The 21310-nt window shown below is 43.4% G+C and carries 16 protein-coding genes and 1 pseudogene; 9 read left to right on the top strand and 8 right to left on the bottom strand.

What is annotated here, in order from left to right; genetic code table 11:
• Positions 1-108: 108 nt before the first annotated feature.
• Positions 109-768 carry an alpha/beta hydrolase gene (locus tag RCH20_RS06560; protein WP_209957814.1) on the bottom strand — a complete coding sequence of 220 codons (660 nt, stop codon included), beginning with the start codon at positions 766-768 and terminating at the stop codon, positions 109-111.
• A 362-nt stretch (positions 769-1130) separates the two neighbouring features.
• Between RCH20_RS06560 and RCH20_RS06555 the strand changes: the two genes are divergently transcribed.
• From RCH20_RS06555 to xseB, 3 genes and pseudogenes are all read left to right on the top strand, one after another.
• Positions 1131-1511: a hypothetical protein gene (locus tag RCH20_RS06555; RefSeq protein ID WP_327193006.1), complete on the top strand. Its 381-nt coding sequence runs from the start codon at positions 1131-1133 to the stop codon at positions 1509-1511.
• Positions 1512-1750: 239 nt separating this feature from the next.
• Positions 1751-3340 (top strand): exodeoxyribonuclease VII large subunit, encoded by a 1590-nt coding sequence (xseA, locus tag RCH20_RS06550; RefSeq protein WP_327193005.1) that lies wholly within the window; start codon positions 1751-1753, stop codon positions 3338-3340.
• A gap of 221 nt (positions 3341-3561) precedes the next feature.
• Positions 3562-3798, top strand: a pseudogene (xseB, locus tag RCH20_RS06545) (exodeoxyribonuclease VII small subunit); the annotation flags it as partial.
• Positions 3799-3918: 120 nt separating this feature from the next.
• Here the strand turns inward: xseB and pncB are convergent.
• From pncB to RCH20_RS06525, 4 genes are all read right to left on the bottom strand, one after another.
• Positions 3919-5172, bottom strand: coding sequence for a nicotinate phosphoribosyltransferase (pncB, locus tag RCH20_RS06540; protein ID WP_327193004.1), 1254 nt, complete (start codon positions 5170-5172; stop codon positions 3919-3921).
• Positions 5173-5470: 298 nt separating this feature from the next.
• Positions 5471-6379: an ATP-binding cassette domain-containing protein gene (locus RCH20_RS06535; RefSeq protein ID WP_209957822.1), complete on the bottom strand. Its 909-nt coding sequence runs from the start codon at positions 6377-6379 to the stop codon at positions 5471-5473.
• An 82-nt stretch (positions 6380-6461) separates the two neighbouring features.
• Positions 6462-8441 (bottom strand): glycine betaine ABC transporter substrate-binding protein, encoded by a 1980-nt coding sequence (locus RCH20_RS06530; RefSeq protein ID WP_327193003.1) that lies wholly within the window; start codon positions 8439-8441, stop codon positions 6462-6464.
• A gap of 261 nt (positions 8442-8702) precedes the next feature.
• On the bottom strand, positions 8703-10166 hold the full coding sequence (locus tag RCH20_RS06525; RefSeq protein ID WP_209957827.1) for a coniferyl aldehyde dehydrogenase: 1464 nt from the start codon (positions 10164-10166) through the stop codon (positions 8703-8705).
• 442 nt (positions 10167-10608) lie between these two features.
• On the opposite strand from RCH20_RS06525, the gene RCH20_RS06520 reads away from it, so the two are divergent.
• The 4 genes from RCH20_RS06520 (at position 10609) to RCH20_RS06505 (ending at position 13593) form a co-directional block, all read left to right on the top strand.
• Positions 10609-11550 carry a lipoyl protein ligase domain-containing protein gene (locus RCH20_RS06520; RefSeq protein ID WP_327193002.1) on the top strand — a complete coding sequence of 314 codons (942 nt, stop codon included), beginning with the start codon at positions 10609-10611 and terminating at the stop codon, positions 11548-11550.
• 342 nt (positions 11551-11892) lie between these two features.
• Positions 11893-12423: an inorganic diphosphatase gene (locus RCH20_RS06515; protein ID WP_209957830.1), complete on the top strand. Its 531-nt coding sequence runs from the start codon at positions 11893-11895 to the stop codon at positions 12421-12423.
• A gap of 394 nt (positions 12424-12817) precedes the next feature.
• Entirely contained in the window at positions 12818-13282 is a 465-nt protein-coding gene (locus RCH20_RS06510; RefSeq protein WP_327193001.1) for a hypothetical protein, read from the top strand.
• Between the two features lie 95 nt (positions 13283-13377).
• Positions 13378-13593: a hypothetical protein gene (locus tag RCH20_RS06505; protein ID WP_327193000.1), complete on the top strand. Its 216-nt coding sequence runs from the start codon at positions 13378-13380 to the stop codon at positions 13591-13593.
• An 88-nt stretch (positions 13594-13681) separates the two neighbouring features.
• Here RCH20_RS06505 and dusB read toward each other — a convergent pair whose 3' ends face one another.
• The 3 genes from dusB to RCH20_RS06490 all read right to left on the bottom strand — a co-directional run bounded on the left by dusB (position 13682) and on the right by RCH20_RS06490 (position 17725).
• Complete coding sequence (gene dusB / locus RCH20_RS06500) at positions 13682-14728, bottom strand: tRNA dihydrouridine synthase DusB (RefSeq protein WP_327192999.1); 1047 nt, start codon at positions 14726-14728, stop codon at positions 13682-13684.
• A 111-nt stretch (positions 14729-14839) separates the two neighbouring features.
• A complete protein-coding gene (locus tag RCH20_RS06495; protein ID WP_209957838.1) occupies positions 14840-16888 on the bottom strand; it encodes a BCCT family transporter in 2049 nt (682 codons plus the stop codon).
• A 396-nt stretch (positions 16889-17284) separates the two neighbouring features.
• A complete protein-coding gene (locus RCH20_RS06490; RefSeq protein WP_209957840.1) occupies positions 17285-17725 on the bottom strand; it encodes an HIT family protein in 441 nt (146 codons plus the stop codon).
• A 413-nt stretch (positions 17726-18138) separates the two neighbouring features.
• Here RCH20_RS06490 and RCH20_RS06485 point away from each other — a divergent pair, with 413 nt between their 5' ends.
• Positions 18139-18894, top strand: a complete 756-nt coding sequence (locus RCH20_RS06485) for a hypothetical protein (RefSeq protein ID WP_327192998.1) — start codon at positions 18139-18141, stop codon at positions 18892-18894.
• A gap of 224 nt (positions 18895-19118) precedes the next feature.
• Positions 19119-21002: a dihydroxy-acid dehydratase gene (ilvD, locus tag RCH20_RS06480; RefSeq protein WP_327192997.1), complete on the top strand. Its 1884-nt coding sequence runs from the start codon at positions 19119-19121 to the stop codon at positions 21000-21002.
• Positions 21003-21310: the final 308 nt, after the last annotated feature.

Raw genomic sequence — 21310 nt, 5'->3', positions numbered from 1 at the left:
TGGCATAATTTATACTCATTCTTTAGGTTAACACGGCTTAAGGCATTGCTTTAATAAACAGAAACTACTTTAGATAATACTATTAAATGCGATCAAATTAGGGAGTAACTAATTCACATCGTCAAAGCTATGCTGCTTTAACAAGCGTTTAAGTTCAGACAAACGTCCATGAAAAAAATGCCCAGCGCCATCAACCACGCTCACATCAAGCCCCAAACGCTCGGCAAACGCTTGCATGTTCGCAGGATCAATCACTTCATCAGCATTGCCATAGATCTCAAAGGTCTTTTGAGTCGGTAAACTTAGATCAATGCTGTCATTTTTTTCTATAGATGGTGAAATCAGGGCAACTTTAAGCAGCTCAAAATCGTTTAAACCCCACACATGCGCTGATACCAGTACTTGCTCAGCGACCCGCGCGGTTATGTAACCACCAAAAGAAAACCCACCCAACCATAATTTACGAGCATTCGTTTGCCCTGCGATCCATTGTAACACGGTCATAGCATCTAGCACTTCGCCTTCGGCATAATCATGCTCACCGGTTGACTGCCCTACGCCACGAAAATTAAAACGTACCACATGCATGCCGTGATCACGCGCAAATCGGTACATGGTGGTCACTACTTTATTGTTCATCGTTCCTTCAAACAACGGATTAGGGTGACAAAGTAACGCGACCGTATCCGTATTAGGATCGTTTGGATTGTCTTGTTGCCACAGTGCATCGATCTCTAACACGCCGGCAGGGGCAGGAATTAATAGCATAGTTTTGACTATTGGTTGAAAAAGTTACTTCAATTATCCTAGATATGATTTATATTTCAAGTGATTTGCTGTGTAACTATACTATTTCTCTATGAGTTCGCTATCAGTTCGCTATCAGCACAAGCTGTATCCAGCTATACAACTGAGCTGCCTGTTAATAACCACCCCTTTATTGCTTGCACTCAATTTTATTTTTGAGCCTATTTTATAGCGCTATAGAAACACAACACAGACACAACACCGCACACAATAACCACCTAGACGTTAAGGATATAAATAGGTTAAATTCTCAATGCTTAATTCACTACGCTTGTTATCGAGCTTTGATTCATTTTATTTTGACTGATTTATAGGGGTTTTTTATGACCGTTTTCAATAGAACTTTTAATAAAACAGCCACTTTGACTGCAATGCTAGCAGCGGTACTAGCATTGAGCGCTTGCCAAAGTACCAACTCATCACCAGTCATTCAGCGTGCTAACTCTACTTTTGAGACCACAGGTATTGCCGGCACCAAAATAAAAGCCCAACAAAATGCGCTAGATAGCGCTAAAAATACGTGTCGAGGCAAGCAAGTGATCGTCGTTGATGATAAGGTCAAGTATAATGGTGTTGTGGATGAAAATATGGGCCGTATAATTGGTCAAGTGGGCGCGGTAGTCGGTACCATATTTGGTACTGGTTCGCCTGATCTATCTCGTAATGATGATTATGAATATATGATTAGCTTCCGCTGCCAATAGGTCATGCGTCTAAGCGGTTTTAATTGTCTATCTTCTACTATTAAATTATCTGTTCACTATTCTATTGAATGATTGAGTAGCTGCTGAACAGAAAGGTAGCCTCTAGCCAATAAATATGTGACGAAGACAAGGTCTGAGTTGCACATTTATTGGCTTTCTTTTTATGAACGCTCTGTTGGTTGGCGCGCTTTTAGGCTAAGCTATTAACCATACCTGTTATCCATAGTCGGTCTGATATTATGCGCAAACCCAATCTCGCTAATCTGGCACAACTCACTACGAACAATAATAAAACTGCTGCTAGGACATTGGCCCCTGTCAAAGACTTGTCTACTTTAGAGGCCGAGCTTGCTGAGCAAGAAAGCAGTCTTGAAGAGAATCTTGAGGATACAGTACTACGCCTTAGTGATTATTTAGCAGCGGTTGGGATGGTGATCAAACAAACCTTTGACCACCGCGTTTGGGTCAAAGCCGAGATTCGGAATCTTTCTAGTAAAGGCGGTCATTATTACTTCGAATTGGCTGAAAAAGATGATGACGGTAAAGTGGTTGCCAGCTGCCGGGGTAACCTCTGGCGTTTTAAAGCAGCACGCGTATTGGCAAAGTTTGAGCGCGCAACCGGTATGCCACTAGACCGTGATCTGACCGTTCTACTCAAGGTGTCCGCAGGCTTTCATGCGCAGTATGGCTTTTCACTAACGATTGAAGATATAGATCCCAGTTATACTTTGGGCGATTTGGCGCGACAATATGCCGAAATGGTAGATCGCTTGAGCGGTGAAGGCCTGATGAATCTGAATCAGCAACTACCCTCGCCATTTGATATTGAACATGTGATCGTCATCGCTCCTGAAAAAGCCGCAGGATTGGGCGACTTTCAAGCCGATGCAGACAGATTAGCAACCACCAATGCTTGTCAGTTTCACTATCATCATGCAACTTTTCAAGGTAATCATGCGCCAGCAGAAATACGCCAAGCGATTGTCAGCGCTCAACAACAATTCTATGCTACTTATCAGCGTTTGCCAGATCTACTGGTTATTATTCGTGGCGGTGGTGCGGTAGGCGATCTCGCCTATCTAAATGATTATGAGCTAGCAGCCTTGGTCGCTGAGCAGCCAGTCCCCGTGTGGGTGGGTATCGGTCATGAGCGCGATAAAGTTATCTTAGATGAGGTCGCACATAGCAGCTTCGATACGCCATCGAAGGTAATTGCTGCGATTAGTGCCCATTTAGCGCAACTGGTGGCTCAAGTGCTACAGTATCAAACACAGATCAGACAAGCCGCCCAGCGTCAAGTGACCTTAGTTGAGCAGCAAACCGCACGGCAATTAAGTCAAATACAATCGCAAACTATTGGGCGGTTGACAGCCATGCGTAAAGACAGCGATTTTGCTTGGCGTAGCATTCAGCAGAGCGCGCAACGGCAGGTCAAGCAAGCGGCAAGGCTGACCACTGAATGGCAGTCTCAAACCAAGACAGTTGCTCATCAGCAGCTAGTAACTGCGGGTATTGAATGTGGCAGTTATCAAAACACAATTATAAAAAATGCCCAACAGCAAGTGCTCAACGCGCAGCGTAATAGTGAACACTTACGTGATATCGTGCTGCTACATCGACCAACGCGCGTGCTTAAGCAAGGCTATAGTATGCTTATGGATGAAAAGGGTAAAAAGATCCTAACCAGTAGCGATCAACTCCACCCTGAGCAGACCATTCATATTGTCTTAAAAGATGGTAAAGCAACGGCGCGAGTTTTGGCTGTTGAGAGTACTGATATTGAAAGCACTAATTTTGAAACCGTAGCAATTGATAATTTGCCAAATTAATAACATAGCTTTATCTAAATATTATATATAAATAGTTAACCCAATTTAACAACAATCTAATGTTACTAGGCTACTGAGATGAATTTTTTGCAGCCTCTGTCACGCTTGCGAACAGCACGCCAGAAAAATTTGTACCAGTAGCACGTTGCTACCAGAGTATTCCTCTTATCTTAAATCGACTATACTTTGTCATTTGTTACTCTAAAATTTTAGGAACTATTATGAGCACTGCCCCCACTCGTAAACGCAAAAAAGCTACCCCAAAAACCTTTAAGGCAGCCTACGACATTCTAAAAACCAATGCCGCCGAATTACAGCAACAAGATGAACCTGATATTGATAATCTAATGACGACAGTCGAAGAGTCAATTACCGCTTATCGGATTTGCGAAACCCGTATTAATGCCGTGCAACGCGCTTTAGATGCCGCCTTTGCCGAAGAAGACAGCACCGATAAGAATAGTGTGACTAAAAAAGATAATAACGAGCTAAAAAACGATGCCAATAAAACTACTGCTAGCGAAGACAGTAGCAATAGTTAAGGTTTGGTTTGGCTTGGCTTGGTTTGGTTTGAATGGTTACTTAGACTCAGGGGCCTCAACGTCAAATACTTGGCGTAAATAAGCCAAATAAGTGTCGTTATTAATCATGGTCTTGCCGGGGCTGTCAGAGAGTTTGGCTACTGGCTGACCGTTACATTCGACCAATTTAAGGACGATATTGAGAGGCGTCAAACCCATATCATTGGTCAGATTGGTACCGATACCAAAGCTGGTCTTGATACGGTCTTTAAAGTATTGATGCAAATCCCAGGCTTTATTAAGATCCAAACCGTCGCTAAAGGTTAATATTTTAGTTTTTGGGTCTATTTTTAATTTTTGATAATGAGCAATGGCTTTATCACCCCATATATAGGGGTCGCCACTGTCATGACGCAGTCCGTCAAACAGCTTGGCAAAATATAGATCAAAATCGCGTAAAAATGCATCCATTCCCACCACATCAGTCAAGGCGATACCCAAATCACCTCGATACTCATGTACCCAAGCCTCAAGAGCCGCTTTTTGTGAGTCGCGTAGACGCACATCTAGCGCCTGAAAAGCCTGCATAAACTCATGCGCCATAGTACCAATTGGGGTCATTCCTAGCGTTTTGGCAAGCAGCACATTGGAAGTCCCACTGACAATATTGGGCTCAGCATTATGTAACGTAGCCACTACATGCGCCTGCCAAACCTTACTAAAACGGCGGCGGGTACCAAAATCGGCGACAATAAAGGGTGGTGCATTGGTCTTGTGCTTATGAGTCGCCTGCTGCTCGGCTTTTTGTTGCTTAGAATAGCTGTGCAGCAGTGCCACTTTTTCATCTAATCGTCGCTGCCCTTCTTTAATCACACTGGGGTCTGGAAAAGCTTTGAAATACAGCTCATTAACGATAGCCAGTACGAACACTTCAAAAAACATCGCCTGAATCATTGGCCCTTCGATATCAATCAGCAAGCGACCTTGGCTATCGGTGCTGATGGTAATGAATCGGCGCTTGAGTTTAAATAATTCAAGATAATCAACAAAATCTGAACGCATAAAACGTAATTGACGTAAATAATCTAACTCGTCTGGTAAAAAACGTAACTCACATAAGCTGTCTAACTGCTGCTCTAAATCGTCTTTAATATCGGCAAGCGGATAAGCGGCATCTTTATTATTACGACAGCGAAAACGATAGACCCCATGAGTCTGCGGAAATTGATGCAACATGGCTTGGAGCATAGTGAATTTATACAAGTCGTTATCAAGTAATGAGGTGATAATAGGTACATAGGCAACGGTCATGTTACAGCCTTAAACGCAAAAATAAGCAATGAATTGAATATCAGTCAATCAGTTAAGCGACAAAATATGGGGGCGAGTACTACTAAACGCGGTTAATGATGTTGTGAATAAATGACTAATCACCCATCAGCAAGTCATGAAGTATAACGAAATTTGGGGCATTTTTCTGAATTCATACCCTATTTATTTTTTCTTGATAATGACAGTCAATTCAAGATTGGCTCCATAACAGTATGGCTGTTAGTTACTTATTGAAGGCATTCTGAAGACGCTAAGCCCAAAAGGCACTCAAGTTGTTTTAAGTTTTTGCGCTCATAAACTGTGCCACGTAATCATCGGCAGGATGATCGCGCAAGTCGTTAGGAGACCCTGTTTGTATCAAACGTCCACCATTTAAGATACTAATACGCTGACCCACTTTAATCGCCTCATCAATATCATGGGTAATAAATACAATAGTCTTATTGAGACGCGCCTGCAGTTCAAGCAACTGATCTTGTAATTGGGCCCGAATTAAAGGATCAAGAGCAGAAAATGCTTCATCCATCAGTAATATAGGCGTATCAGTTGCTAGTGCTCTTGCCAGCCCCACACGCTGCTGCATGCCGCCTGACAATTCATCAGGATAGCTGTGTTCTAGGTTAGGTAGACCCACTTCATTCAACCAGTGCCGAGCGATTTCATGGCGCTCAGCCGTACTCATTTTACGCACCCGCAGCCCATAAGCAACGTTTTGAATGACCGTCATATGCGGCACTAAACCGAAATGCTGAAACACCATACTAACCGTTTGTTGCCGATATCCTTGTAGCGCCTTATCATCTAAATCTAATATATTAATAGCCGAATCTGAAGAAGCTCTGCCCGAAGCACCCTGATTCGTGTCAGCACTGGCGACTTGTGAGCTTTGGGAAGTTTGTTTTGAATGAATCCCGGTGTCAACCCAGATCTTACCGCCAGTGGGGTCAATTAGACGATTGATATGGCGTATTAACGTTGATTTTCCTGAACCTGACAGTCCCATAATACAATGCAGCTCGCCTGCCTTAATGGCTAGATTAATATCATAAAGCCCTACCGAATAACCTGTTTGTTCTTTGACTGCGATGCTATCCATACCTTCGGCCAACAATGCCAGCGCAGCCTGTGCCTGAGTCGCATTGGCATTATAAATTTTACTGATGTTCTCTAGCTGGATATGATTCATTATTATTCTCGTTGTTTTTTAGCAGCGATTTTATAGTGATTGACTCTTACAGTAAGTGGTTTATGAGACTCTAAACCACTCTTTAACCAATCTGTCTCCTACCCGCCTTGATGGTTTTTTGACGTGCACGCTTACCTTGACCAAACGCTTGGGTAATACGGTCAATAATAATCGCTACAATGACGATAGCGGTACCTGCTTGTAAGCCTTGACCAATATTCAAGGTTTGAATAGATTGCAACACATCTTCACCAAGACCTGGCGCACCGATCATAGAAGCTAAGACCACCATCGACAGCGACATCATCACTGCTTGATTAACACCCGCCATAATACTTGGTAGCGCTTGCGGTAGCTTAATCCAAATCAGCAATTGCCAATGAGTACTGCCGAATGAGCGTCCAGCCTCAACCATCTCATGATTCACTTGGGTAATACCTAAGGTCGTCAAACGAATAAGTGGCGGCAGGGCATAAATAACCGTGGCAAACAATGCCGGTACTTTACCAATGCCGAATAGCATCAGCACCGGAATCAGGTATACAAAGCTGGGCATGGTTTGCATTACATCGAGTATCGGTGTCACAATTTTACGAAGTACATTACTGCCCGACATGACAATACCAATGGGAATACCAATGACCACGGTCACTAAGACTGATACCATCAATAGCGCTAGAGTTTCAATCAATGCGCCCCATAGTCCAAATGCGCCAATCAAGAATAGCCCGGCACCACAAGCCAGTGCAAACCATATCTTACGCACCCCAAACCACGCTAACACGGTTACTAAGGCAATGATTAGCCACGGTGGAACAAAGGTTAAAAACCGTTCAATAGGCAGCAGCAAATACTTCAAGGCGACGGTACTAATACTGCGAAAAACGTCACCATAATTTTTGACTACACTGGCCAATGACTCATTAAGAGGGGTTTCAAGCGACCACGAGGGAAAGTTTGATGACAGACCTAAGATATTGTCAGACGGTGTGACCGTATTAAGTGGTGAATTGATACTGGTGTTTTCCGCTCTATCTCCTGTTAAGCTGATACCCAGTTTAGCAGCCAGAGCGGTTGCCGCCTCAGCAGATAACCAATCTTGCCAGACATTCGGATTATCACGCAAAAACTTAAGCGCTTGCTCATCGCCACTGCGCTTACTCTCAGTCATCTCAAGAATAGCGCCATTCAACTCCTCAGCAGTGAATTGTACTTTTTTGAATACCTCAGATAGCTCAGGATTGGCCTTAAGAAATGGCGTCGATACTGCAATTTTAAGCGGTGAGACTGGAGCGCCTGATATACAATCTGAAGTACCGTTTGCCAGCAGCAAGTCTTGCCAGCAAGCCTCGTCATAAGCGGGAAATTCTATGAGTGCAAAATCATATTTGGCGATCAAACCTGTCGGTTGCCAATAATAGAATAATAAGGGTTTACGCTGCTCAAAAGCTGAAGCAATCTCAGCGTCAAGTGCCGCGCCGGTACCAGGATGGACATTGTTAAAAGTAGTGCCCAAACCCGTATTTTTGAGCAGGCGGGTATTAAATACCTCGCACGCCCAGCCAGATGGACAGTTCATAAAACGAGATTTGTTTGGGTCTTCAGGGTCTTTAAACAGCTCAGCATACTTAGGCAAGTCTTGATAGCGGCGGAGACCTGGGTTTTCATCCATCACATACTTAGGAACGTACCAGCCTTGAGTGGCACCGCCTTTAAGCGTATCACCAATCACCGCCACTTTATTGTCCTTGATGGCTTGTTCCATGATGGGCGAACGCCCTACCCACTGCTCACTAATAATTTGAATATCGTTTTGTGATAAGGCAGTCTCCAGTGCTGGCCCTGCTCCTGGCACCTCTTCAATCGTGCAACCGTATCCACTCTCAGCGATATACTTCAGCACACCAGCAGTAAATTGACCGCTTTCCCAGGTTAGCGCACCAAACTTAATTGGATTCTCGCAGGCCGATGTTGTGGTCGAGGCCGCCGAAGCGGCCAGTGCTGATGCGGGCAACAACAACGAGCTTAGCAACAGTAAACTTAACGCAATCCATTGGCGCATAGCATATCCTATTTATTATTATCTTTTACTGAGCGGTGGCGGTTGGTTTCTCAAAGTTCATTACTTGAATTTCAGTGCTGCGACTACTTTAGTCTATGATTAAAGGTTATAGCAAATGATTAAACACCATTTTTGGTGAATAGTATGTATAGAAACACATATTTTATTGGTTAGCGATTAATAAGCCAAATAGTAGGCAAAAAAATAGCACTTATCATAATAAGCGCTATTTAAAAAGTAGAGGTCATTACTCAGCTTGCGTTATTTTAACATTACCGCCATGCCTTTTTTGAACAGCGCACCATAAGGCGGTAATAGCAAGTTCATACCGTTAACCTTAGATTGCACAAAAACCGACTTCATGTGACTGAAGCGCTCAAAACCTGCCTGACCGTGATAGACGCCATGGCCTGAATGCCCGACGCCACCAAAAGGTAGGTCATGTTGTAATAAATGTAACAGGACTTCATTAATAGAGACGCCGCCTGATACCGTGTGCGTACGCACTTTTTTGATATCGCGATCATTCTTACCGAAAATATACAGCGCTAGTGGACGCGGACGATCATTAATGAATTTAATCGCATCATCAAGGGTCTCGTAATGCATCAACGGCACAATCGGTGCAAAGATCTCATTTTGCATCAACTTGCTGGTTGGTGCAGGTTCCGTCACCACAATGGGCGGCATCAAACGAGTCTCCACGTTCGATTCAACCTCGGTTAGTGGATGCACCTCTTCAACAGGTAAGCTATCGATATAGCTTTGTACCCGCTTAAACTGTTGGTTATTAATAATATGACTATAGTCTGGGTTATCGCTGATATTAGGATAGTGTTCTTTGACCCACTCTTTTGCTAAGCTGATGAAACGTTGATGATGTTGCCGCTGAATCAAAACATAATCAGGGGCAACACAGGTCTGACCAGCATTAAGGGTTTTGCCCATCATCACCCGATTGACCGCGGCTTCAAGGTTGACATCATCCAATATGATCACTGGCGACTTACCACCAAGCTCAAGCGTCACTGGCGTTAAGTTAGGAGCGGCAGCAGCCATAATTTTCTTACCGACTTCAGTAGAGCCGGTATAAATCAGATGGTCAAAGGGCAATTTACTAAAAGCTTCAGCAATATCAACTTCACCCAGCACCACACACACCAAATCAGGTGAAAAGTACTGCTCAACCGCTTTGGCAAAGGCTTCTGCAAATTGCGGTGCAGCCTCGCTTAGCTTAATCATAATTCGATTACCGGCAGTAATGGCATCGATCATAGGTCCTATCGCTAAATATAGCGGATAGTTCCATGGCACCATTATGCCTATTACCCCTAATGGCTGCGGTTGAATTTCGTTATGGGCAGGCATATAAAGTGCTGAAATCCCTACCCGCCGCGTTCTCATCCACTTTTTTCCGTGCTTTCTAGAGTGGCTGATACCCGCAAAACTGGGAAACAATTCTGCAAACTGAGTTTCTGACTCACTGCGATAACCAAAATCTGCACTGATCGCTTTAGCAAGCTCTTGTTGTTTGTCACTGAGCATGGTTTCTAAATTGTCTAATTGAGTGGCGCGAGCCGACCAGTCAAGTATAGGATGACTACGGCTCAGTGCTTGTAAACGGGTAAACTGGGCTTGTAATTGCTCGGTAGTGTGAACCGTGCTGAGCGCCTGGTCAGCGTCGCCTGTGGTTTGATTGCTGTCACTTTGATTATGGTCTGTCATTTGTCATCCTTGTCATATGTGCTAGAGTCAATACGCTATAGTTATATCAAAACTCTATGTTTATCGTAAAGTGCTGAAAATAGTAGCACTAAGAAACAACTGTTCATTATTATCCAATGTAGCGCATTGAATGGCGAATGAAAAGCACGTTTGGCTAACTGGTGGGTTTGTATACATGAACGCCGCCAAGTTTTGGTCGTTAGGCTATTATTGGGGGGTTTTTTAGTAACCATTTTTGAATGACAGCTTTTAATGATGACTTTTGAGTAAGCAGCCTTTAATAACTGCTTTATTAATAGCTATATCTTTAGTAATCATGTTTTCAGTATCAGTCTTTATTGTCCTGCAATTTAAATTTGAGTGATGGGTTTAAAAACTGCTAAACTCAATGACACTAATCAATCCGTTTCATAAACGTTAAAACCATAAGACGGCGACCCTAATGCCAAACTCAATAGCAAACACAGCACCAAACACAGCATTTACAGTTAACGATCACTTTATTAATGACAGCCTTATTAGTAAATCGCTGAGTGCTGCTGATTATAACCCCACTCATGAGGCCATGCTACAGCGTACTTTAGAGCGTATTGCCTTAAAAAAAGAACAAGGATTACGTACTCCTGATGAGTTATGGATCGTCGACCATAATGATGTCTATACCCTTGGGCAGGCCGGCAAAGAAGAACATATCTTGCAACGCACCGATACTCCTATTATCAAAACCGATCGCGGTGGCCAAGTGACGTGGCACGGACATGGACAACTGGTGGTTTATTGGTTGTTTGACCTGCACAGTTTGGGTTGGAGTGTGCGCAACCTAGTCACGCATGCAGAACAAGCAATCGAAGATGTGGTCAATGACTGCCTAAAACCACAATCATCAGTATCAATAAACACCGCTACGAACACACCTAGTAATGCAAACCCTAGTGTTCCTATTGTTAACACTGCTACCAACATTAGCGCCCATGCCCGCCGTGATGCCCCAGGCGTATACTTATACAATAACTCGTGTGCGGCTGTGTCTGACGTTACTGACCAGGTTGATGGTCAAGACAGTAGCGCTGGCTTCCCTGTGCCAAATGATAACGATATTATGTTAGGTAAAATTGCCTCGCTAGGCTTTAAAATTAAGCATGGTTTTAGTTATCATGGTATTGCGCTGAATTTAGACTGTGATTTGTCTGCATTTAACGCCATCAACCCTTGTGGCTACGCTGGTATGCAGATGCTACGGTTGTCTGACTTTATAGACATGCATGGGGGACAAGGTAGCGATACTGAGCCACTAAACTATGCGCAAGTCACTCAAAAATTGATCGATAACATTGCTCAACGTCATGCAGGACAAATCGAGTTGCGCCCAATAGCCTCAAAATAGCAGTTTTGGCACTTGCTCACTTTGCTACTCCCTTGCTTCTAACTTTGCTTTCAACTTAGCTTTTTTAAAGCGGATTGCTTTATTTTGACGGTTATACAGTATTATCAGCCAAACATTGAGTCCTATTTTGCATAATATCGTGCGCGCTTAGACTTAAGCATAACGAGAAAATTTAAATCAAACTTGTTATAATTGCAGACAGCATAATTAAGGTACGGTTATAGCCTTACCGTGCTTGTATAGTTTTTACTTGAACCTTCATTAAGATGACGAGTAAAATTAATAACGTTACCCATCCCTTATCGTTGAACCATCCCTAACAAAAGCAAATAGGAATACTTTATGGCAGATTTTAATAAAATTTTAGATGCAGGCGACGTCGACGGCGGTATCATTAATGTAGTCGTTGAAATCCCAACTGGCAGCAGTCATAAAATTGAATGGAATCGCGAGCTGGCCGTATTTGAGCTAGACCGTATTGACCCACAGATTTTTGCCAAACCATGTAACTATGGTTTTATTCCTCAAACCCTTGACGAAGATGGCGATGAGCTTGATGCCTTGATCATCACTGAGCATCCTTTGACTACCGGTATTTTCTTAAAAGCCAAGGTTATTGGGGTGATGAAATTCGTTGATGATGGCGAAGTTGATGACAAAATTGTAGTTGTACCTGCTGATGACCGCAACAATGGTAACGCTTATAATAGTTTAGCCGACCTGCCTGAGCAGTTAATCAAGCAATTGCATTTCCACTTTAGCCATTATAAAGACCTTAAGAAAAAAGGCAGCACCGTGGTTGAATCATGGGGCGATGTCGTAGAAGCTAAAGAAGTGATTAAAGAGTCTATCCAGCGCTGGAAAGATCTATAAGCTATCAATGCCATTAGACTTTATAATAAATAAGAACTAATTTTATGACATTTACCGCCATCATTAATGTGATTGCGGTATTTTTTTGCGTGCGTTGTAGGTGCACGTTTATAACCAAAGCTAACCCGATATAAGCAGTCTTATAAAATCATTTTTATTGCTGCAAGTTAGTGCAGAATAATGAGTGGCTTTAACAGGCTACAACCAACAAAATACAGTATTTTGTCGTAGAATACGGTACTAACAGATTCCTTACTAAAAAACACTTTGCTAGAGAGTTATAATGCCCTGCAACGATTATTATCTTAGCTTAACTATTCCATCGTAAAGCATACTGATAGAATTGCTATAATAGAGCCGTTATTAATACGTCTAGCAGATCATAAGGATAAACATGTTTGACTCTGACCCCAGCTCAAAACCTATCAGCGCTAAATTGCCCAAAGCGGTGATCATGATGATAGAAAAAAGCAATTTAGTGATGGCCATAAAAACCTTAGCTGCCGACGAAAATATCAGCATGGAGGCGGCCAAAATACGCATTGATGCTTATGAGACCGGGCTAAAGGTCAAGCAGCAGCAAAAGTTAAGTACTATTGCTAATAAACAAGGCATTCCTAGCCAGGCGATTAGCTTTGATAGAGAGCCAGTTGCAGACAGCTCTGAGCACTTAATAAAAGATCGAGTTAAGACTACCCCATCAGAACAAAATTTCAAAGGCCTACAAGATGGTGTCGATAGCCAATTCAATGATTTAGGGTATAAAAAATCACTCCTGCCTTATTGGGCCAAGCGGTTATTAGTCATTATGATTATAATGGCTGGCATGTTTTGGATATTATGGCGGATATTTAGTTGATGAGTCGTAACGAATATAAATAATATATCCGATTTGTCTAATCAAATCTGCTAGGTCACGAGCAGTCGAGTCTAGTTAATTATGAGGAGGCATTTTTGATAGAAATCTTAGCTCAATACATTGAATTGATAGCCAAAATTATAGAATTTATCGGCGTTCTTATTATGGTTTTAGGCTTTATCGTCCTGATTCAAACATTCTTAAGCTTGTCATTACAAGTGGCGTTAGAAGGCCGTTTTCCACAGCAAAAAAAGCCGCCACACCAGAGAAAAGTGTCCAGAGACTCCCAACAATCCTTCTTAACGCAATAAATTTTAGCACAGTCAGTTTTGTCACAACCACTGTTACCACCGTCGACGTGGCAGGGCTTCAATAGTAACGGTTCACTTTATTTACTTCTTATTGGCTATGAGTGTGGGCAGTCAAAAATGTCTCAACCGCTTTAAATTGTCCGGCGGTACTTTCCTCACTATACATCGCTTGCCGAAAAGCATTAGAATTAGGAATACCCGTGGTATACCAAGCGATATGCTTGCGAGCGATTCGGCAGCCAGAGTATTCACCATAAAATCCATATAATTCTTGCAGATGGGTCAATACAATCTCTTTAATCTCACTAACTGTTGGCGCGGCAAGGGTTTCACCTGTCCGTAAAAAATGCTCGATGTCCCGAAATATCCACGGTTGTCCTTGGGCAGCACGCCCTATCATCACTGCATCACAACCGGTCAGCTCATAAACCCGCTGGGCTTTTTGGGCACTATCAATATCACCATTGGCAATCACCGGAATACTGATGCTTTCTTTCACTTCACGAATTAGCTCATAACGCGCTTCACCGTTATACATATCTTCACGGGTGCGACCATGAATGGCAATCGCGGCAATGCCTGCCTGTTCGGCACGGCGGGCAACGCGTAGAATGTTTTCGCGGCCATTCTCATAACCCAATCGCGTTTTTAAAGTCACGGGCGCATCAACGGCATTCACTGCAGCATCAAGTAGCCGTGCCACCAGGTCTTCATCTTGCAATAGTGCAGAACCGGCCAGCTTACGACAAACCTTCTTAGCGGGACAGCCCATATTGATATCAATAATCTGCGCCCCATTGTCAATCTGATAACGGGCAGCTTCGGCAAGTTTGTCTGGATCAGCGCCTGCGATTTGCGCTGAAATAGGCGCTATTTCACCATCAAAGTTAGCTCGATATAAGGACTTTTTACGGGCATACAGCGCCGTATCAGCAATTATCATTTCACTGACTGCGTGACCGGCGCCAAATGATTTGCATAACTTACGGAAGGGGTTGTCCGTCACCCCTGCCATTGGTGCCACCATTAAACGGTTTTCAATCGTCAGCCCGCCGATAATTAATGGCTGTAATAAAGGATGATGGTCGTGGTTTTTTGCTGGTGAAACAGCAGTAGCTGAAGTATTTATAGACATAAAAAAACGGCTTGATTTACAGTGAAAACAAGCCGTTATTCTAAGCATTCTTAATATTATTGCAAGCAATTAGCGTTAATCACTTATCAAAATAAATATTTATAACAACAGCTACTTATCAAACACACTGCCCTGCTCTAAGGTAATGTCATCGTCGTGCTGCTGCATACGCCACGGCAAGCTATCAGGTGAGACGTCTAGGAAGTGCAAGTACTTCTCAAACTGATCGATAATGTCATTGATCACTGATTCAGACTCATAGCCATATAGGTCATAGGTTTGACCACCACGGCGCAGATAAACTTCAGCGCGATGATGATGCTCTTGTGGCAATCCACTGGCCATGTCTTCAGTATAGTAGTCCGGTACATCATGCTCAGACAAGCGCACTTCATACCAAAACTCAACATCATCACCACGTTGTAATTCCAGTACCGCACGATCATTGACCGCATCATAATTAACATGAGTCGTCCAGCCGGTTTCTACAAATTTTTCTGACACTTCTACCATTGAGGGCATAACCACCCCTTTGATATAGGCCAAAACTTTGTCACGAGTCGGCTTATCAGTCATATAGTCAATACGCTCGCGCCATGCTGAGGGTTTGAGTAGATGCGGTGGTATTCTATTGTCATTACCGAGACTTTGATTACGATGTCCTTCAATACGTAGCGCACGCCACATACCAAACATCGAGATCAATATAATAATTGCAAAGGGTAAAGCGCTGACAATAGCGGCTGTTTGTAGCGCTGTTAAGCCACCGGCCAGTAGTAACACGGATGCTACCGCCCCCTCAGTTATGACCCAAAACGATCGCTGCCACCATGGCGTGTCGCTGCGGCCACCGGCTGCTAACGAATCAATAACCAATGAGCCTGAATCCGATGAGGTCACAAAAAAGGTGATAATTAATAAAATAGTTAATGAAGAAACAAACTCAGTAAAAGGTAAGTTTTCTAATAACTTGAATAAGGCAATCGCTTGGTTATCTTGTACATCACCAATTAGTGAGGTGTACCCATCTACCATGATCATATGTAGCGCGGTATCACCGAAAACTGCAAACCAAAAGAAGGTAAAGAAGGTCGGTACTAGCATTACGCCAAACACAAACTCACGGATGGTGCGGCCACGGCTAATTTTGGCAATAAACAGACCAACAAATGGTGCCCAGGCAATCGTCCATGCAAAGATAAACAAGGTCCAACTGCCCATCCAGTTGCTGCTTTCATAAGCTTGCAGGCTAAAAGTACGCTCAACTATATTGCCCAAATAGCTACCCGTATTTTCCATAAAGGCATTGAGAATAAATATGGTCGGACCGACGATGAATACAAAAACCATCAACGCGGTAGCCAGTACCATGTTCAAAATAGATAAGCGCTTCACGCCCTTATCCATCCCTGCTAGCACCGATACCAGTGCCGCTGCCGTAATTAAGGTAATAGCGATGACCTGAACCGTGGTATTAACTGGAATTAGATCCGGTAATAGATAATTCAAGCCCGCGTTGATTTGTGATACTGATAGACCCAAGCTGGTAGCAATACCAAACATGGTACCCACAATCGCAAACACATCAACGGTATGACCAATAGGGCCATAGATTTTATCACCGATTAATGGATACAGCGTCGAGCGTATCGACAACGGCAAACCATGACGAAAAGCAAAATAGGCTAGTGATAATCCGACTACCCCGTAAATGGCCCAAATATGAAAGCCCCAATGAAAATAAGCAATTTGCATTGCTTCTTTGGCAGCCTCAATAGTCTGTGGGTCAGAGAGCGGCGGACTAGCAAAGTGCATTACTGGCTCTGCTACCCCAAAGAACAGCAAGGCAATCCCGTAACCTGCCGAAAACAACATAGCAAACCACTCGAGGAACTTGTACTCAGCCTCAGCGTGATCTGGACCTAGCTTAATACTGCCATAAGGCGAAAATGCCAAGGCAATAATAAACATCAGAAATAATGCTACGGCCAGCATATAAAACCAACCAAAAGTATTGGTGGTAAAATTCAGTACAGTACTGAATAGCTCACCAGCAGCTTCAGGGTTAACAGCAGTGCCGATCACTAATAACAACATAATGACCGCTGCCGGTACAAAAACCGGCAGTAGAATAGTAGATCGAGGTAATTTATTGTTCATAAAAAGGGTCTCTTAAGAATCTTACAAAAGCGGTTGTCCTTAAAGCGATCCCTAGCAAGGGGCCACTCCAAATAAAATGAAAATATCTTTTGACAGCACAAAACCTAATGCTTACAACCAGAATCTAATAACACTTACAATCAGAATCTAATAATAGTAGTGATTAAAGGTTAGGGCCGCCAGTTAGTAGCAAATAGTAAAATGCCTGTAAGGTTTACCACACACATGGTATAAACCCCAGGACTACCACTGTTTTGTAACATTTTTTTAACACGTGTTACATCACTATTACCAAGCAATAAAAAAGGCAACTTGTTAGTTGCCTTTTTATATTGTTAAGAGAGACTGAACTTTAAATGGGTGAATCTATTGAATACCACTCATATAATGAGTCACTTAAATAGAAATTACAGCAGCGAGTTGCTTGGCCGTCTCAGCAAGCTGTTCTTGATCGGCCATTTTTGCCGCATGCATACCAAGCTCATGAACGCTAGCAGGAATAAGATGCACGTGATAATGAAAAACGGTTTGTCCAGCCTGCGCCCCATTAAACTGCATCTGAATAATGCCTTCACGCTCAAATACTTGGCGCTGCGCTTGCATGATTTTTTTGGCCGTCATTAATACCGCCGCGGCGTACTCAGGCTCAAGCTCACCTAAATCAACCGCTTTTTGCTTAGGTATTACCAATACATGGCCTGCTGCTTGTGGCATGATATCCATAAAGGCGAGGGTTTTATCGTCTTCATATACCTTATGATAAGGAATCTCACCCTTTAACATTTTGGCAAAAATGTTGTTATCATCATAAGTAGTTTGTTGATTGGCTTGACTCATTATTTCTTCCTTGGTTTTTTGACAACTTGGTTTTTTGATAACTTAGTTTTTTGATAGCTTAGTTTTTTGATAGCTTAGTTTTTTGATAACTTGGCTATTAGGTAATAGCATTTGACAGTTATCGCTGTTAATGACGGTGTCTACAATATAGTGGACGAAATATCCTTACAGTACAAGTTGCGGTTAAGTTGATACAGTCGATTCCGTATAAGGTAAAGTCACTTGTGGCACTATGCCATTTTTGAATTGGATTAACTATGTGAAAAGCTATCATAAAAGTAGTACAAATAATAAATACCGTATCAATAATAATGCTTGTAACTTAAGCATGCTAATTTATTGGCGAGTAACGTGGTTTAAATGTTATATTAATCACACGTTTTATTAACTTTAAGTTTATGGAATCGACTGCCTTGCCCACTCAATTATCAAATCATACTGACACTTATGTAGAACCACCTAATATTATAGAGGCGGCGGCTACCTCTAGTAGTGAATCGCGAGAGCCTGCGGCCGACGAAAATATTAGCAAAACTATCGATCCCAACGCTATTATTTTGGCACAATCGTTAACAGATACTGCGGTCAGCTGGCGTATTCATAATTGTAAAATTAGTAAAAAGACCGTGACCCAAGAGTTACCGATGTTGTTTTTATATCATTATGATAGTTTGGATGACAGTGTCAAACAGGCGCACCCATTGACACCTGCTTTACTTATGCAATTTAACACCTCTATGACTGCTGATGCTGCTGCCAAATTGATTGGTATTACAGGCGACTTGTTAGCAAGCCCTTGGCATGTAAAAGTTGTCGGCTCGTTAGTGGTGTTTAGCGAAGCATTGCAATTGGCCGTGCGGCTACGTTGGACCAATACCGGCAAAAGTACTCAGCAGCTATATACCCAAAGTGCAGATGAAGCCCTTACCACAGCCTTTAAAGACTGGCAATTTTTTGGTCGGGTGGATGTGCTGTATAAAAACGACAAACAGCCACTAATTAGTATTGATGAGCACAATGAAGACCAAGAACAGCTACACACTATTGATGCCAGCGCTGATTATCAGTATCTGCCAGCGACTCACGCCCTAATCGTTATCGCCAAGCTAGAGGCAGATAAAGCAGAGCTACCCTGGTTTGAGTCGGCTATCTTAGAACGCCTCGAGTAACGTTTGAGTCCCAGTTTCTTTACGATTGTCCACGGATTGGTTTTAGTTACTGATATCTAATGGTATGGTATCGTGACTTCTTCATAACATCTGGTTATTTATTAAAAATAGTTTTTTAATACCGACTTTCTAATAGTGCCCCCTATCTATAAAAAATACATTATCAACGTCCTAGTTGGGGACTCATACCTGAATACACCCCGACTACTTGTAAGGAATATCATATGGACTATCTCTCAAAAACTTCTACTGGCGGTCGTAACATGGCAGGTGCACGAGCACTGTGGCGCGCCACCGGCATGACTGATGGCGACTTTGGCAAACCTATTATTGCCATTGCTAACTCATTCACTCAGTTTGTGCCCGGTCATGTCCATCTTAAAGACTTAGGACAACTGGTCGCGCGCGAGATTGAAAGCGCAGGCGGCGTCGCCAAAGAGTTTAATACCATTGCGGTCGATGACGGTATTGCCATGGGACATAGCGGTATGCTGTACTCTTTGCCCAGCCGTGACTTGATTGCTGACTCTGTGGAATATATGGTCAATGCCCATTGCGCGGATGCCCTAGTTTGTATCTCTAACTGCGATAAAATCACCCCCGGTATGTTAATGGCCGCCATGCGTCTTAATATTCCCACCATCTTTATCTCAGGCGGCCCAATGGAAGCGGGCAAAATTCTAGCCAGTACGGTCGGAAAAAGTCATAATAGTGAAGATGGTGGCAGTACCATTCGTAAGCTTGACCTTGTTGATGCGATGATGGATGCGGCAGATGAAAGTATCAGTGATGAAGATGTCGCCGCTATCGAAGTCTCAGCCTGTCCCACTTGCGGTTCGTGCTCTGGTATGTTTACTGCCAACTCTATGAACTGCTTGACCGAGGCATTAGGACTGGCATTACCGGGTAATGGCTCGCTGCTTGCGACTCACTCACTACGTCGCGAGCTGTTCTTAGAAGCGGGACGTACTATTGTGTCCCTGGCCAAACGTCGCTATGAGCAAGATGATGATTCAGTCCTACCGCGCTCAATCGCTACTAAAGCGGCCTTTGAAAATGCCATGACCTTAGATATCACCATGGGCGGCTCGACCAATACTATTTTGCACCTACTGGCCGCTGCTAATGAAGCAGAAGTCGACTTTAAAATGCCTGATATTGACCGTTTAAGTCGCAATGTACCTTGTCTGGCTAAGGTTGCCCCAGCCTCGCAAAAATATCATATGGAAGATGTGCATCGCGCTGGCGGTGTCTTTGCGCTGCTAGCCGAGCTTGACCGGATCGGCTTGCTCAATACTGGTTTGCCAACTGTCCATAGTCCAACGTTAAAAGCCGCCATTGATAAGTGGGATATTATGAATCCTGACAATCTTGAGGCGCGCGCAAGATATATCGCAGCACCAGGCGGCGTACGTACCACCGAGGCCTTCTCCCAATCAAAAGAATGGTCGAACCTCGATGTTAACCGTGAGTCAGGTTGTATTCGTAGTGCCGAGCATGCTTATTCCGAAGATGGTGGCCTAGCAGTCCTCTATGGTAATATTGCCGAGCGTGGCTGCGTGGTCAAAACTGCTGGGGTCGATGACAGTATCTTAGTCTTTACTGGACGCGCGCGTATATTTGAGTCCCAAGATGACGCGGTAACCGCCGTGCTAGCCAATAGTATCGTGGCCGGTGACGTGGTTCTTATCCGCTATGAAGGCCCCAAAGGCGGTCCCGGTATGCAAGAAATGCTCTACCCGACTACTTACCTGAAGGCTAAAGGCCTCGGTAAAGCCTGCGCGCTATTCACTGATGGTCGTTTCTCTGGTGGTACCTCAGGCCTATCCATTGGTCATTCTAGCCCTGAAGCGGCTGAAGGTGGCGCTATCGGTCTGGTTCACGAAGGCGATATCATTCACATTGATATTCCCAACCGTACCATTAACATGCAAGTTAGTGATGCTGACATAGCCGCGCGCCGCGAAGAAATGGAGAGTCGTGGCCGTGACGCCTGGAAGCCTACCCATCGCCAGCGTCATGTATCTCCTGCGCTACGTGCCTATGCCGCTATGACTACCAGTGCTGATACTGGCGCGGTACGTGATGTGAGCCAAGTCGAGCGCTAGGATTTAAATGCTGAGCTCATATTAGACTAGCGATCACTTAAAGACAGACAATGACACGGTATTTTTTTGATGCCTATATTCTAAATTTATCCTAAGTCAGCCTAGCGCTGGCTTTTTTTTCACCAAAAAACAACGTAGTAGCCATTCTGATAACGATTTTTTGCGGAACTCGCCAGCTTTTACCGTCATGATAAATATTTTTTATAACTTATATTCTTTATTATCTATATTTAACGGTATTTAACTGGCTTGGCCTTGCGTTCTGGTAGCTGTTATTAATTGCCCATTTTAGGCGTTTTTTCGCTATT

The organism is Psychrobacter sp. PL15, assembly GCF_035984995.1.
Taxonomy (GTDB): Bacteria; Pseudomonadota; Gammaproteobacteria; order Pseudomonadales; family Moraxellaceae; genus Psychrobacter.
The sequence above is the reverse complement of the archived record's forward strand: the minus strand, read 5'-3'. Positions and strand labels throughout refer to the sequence as shown.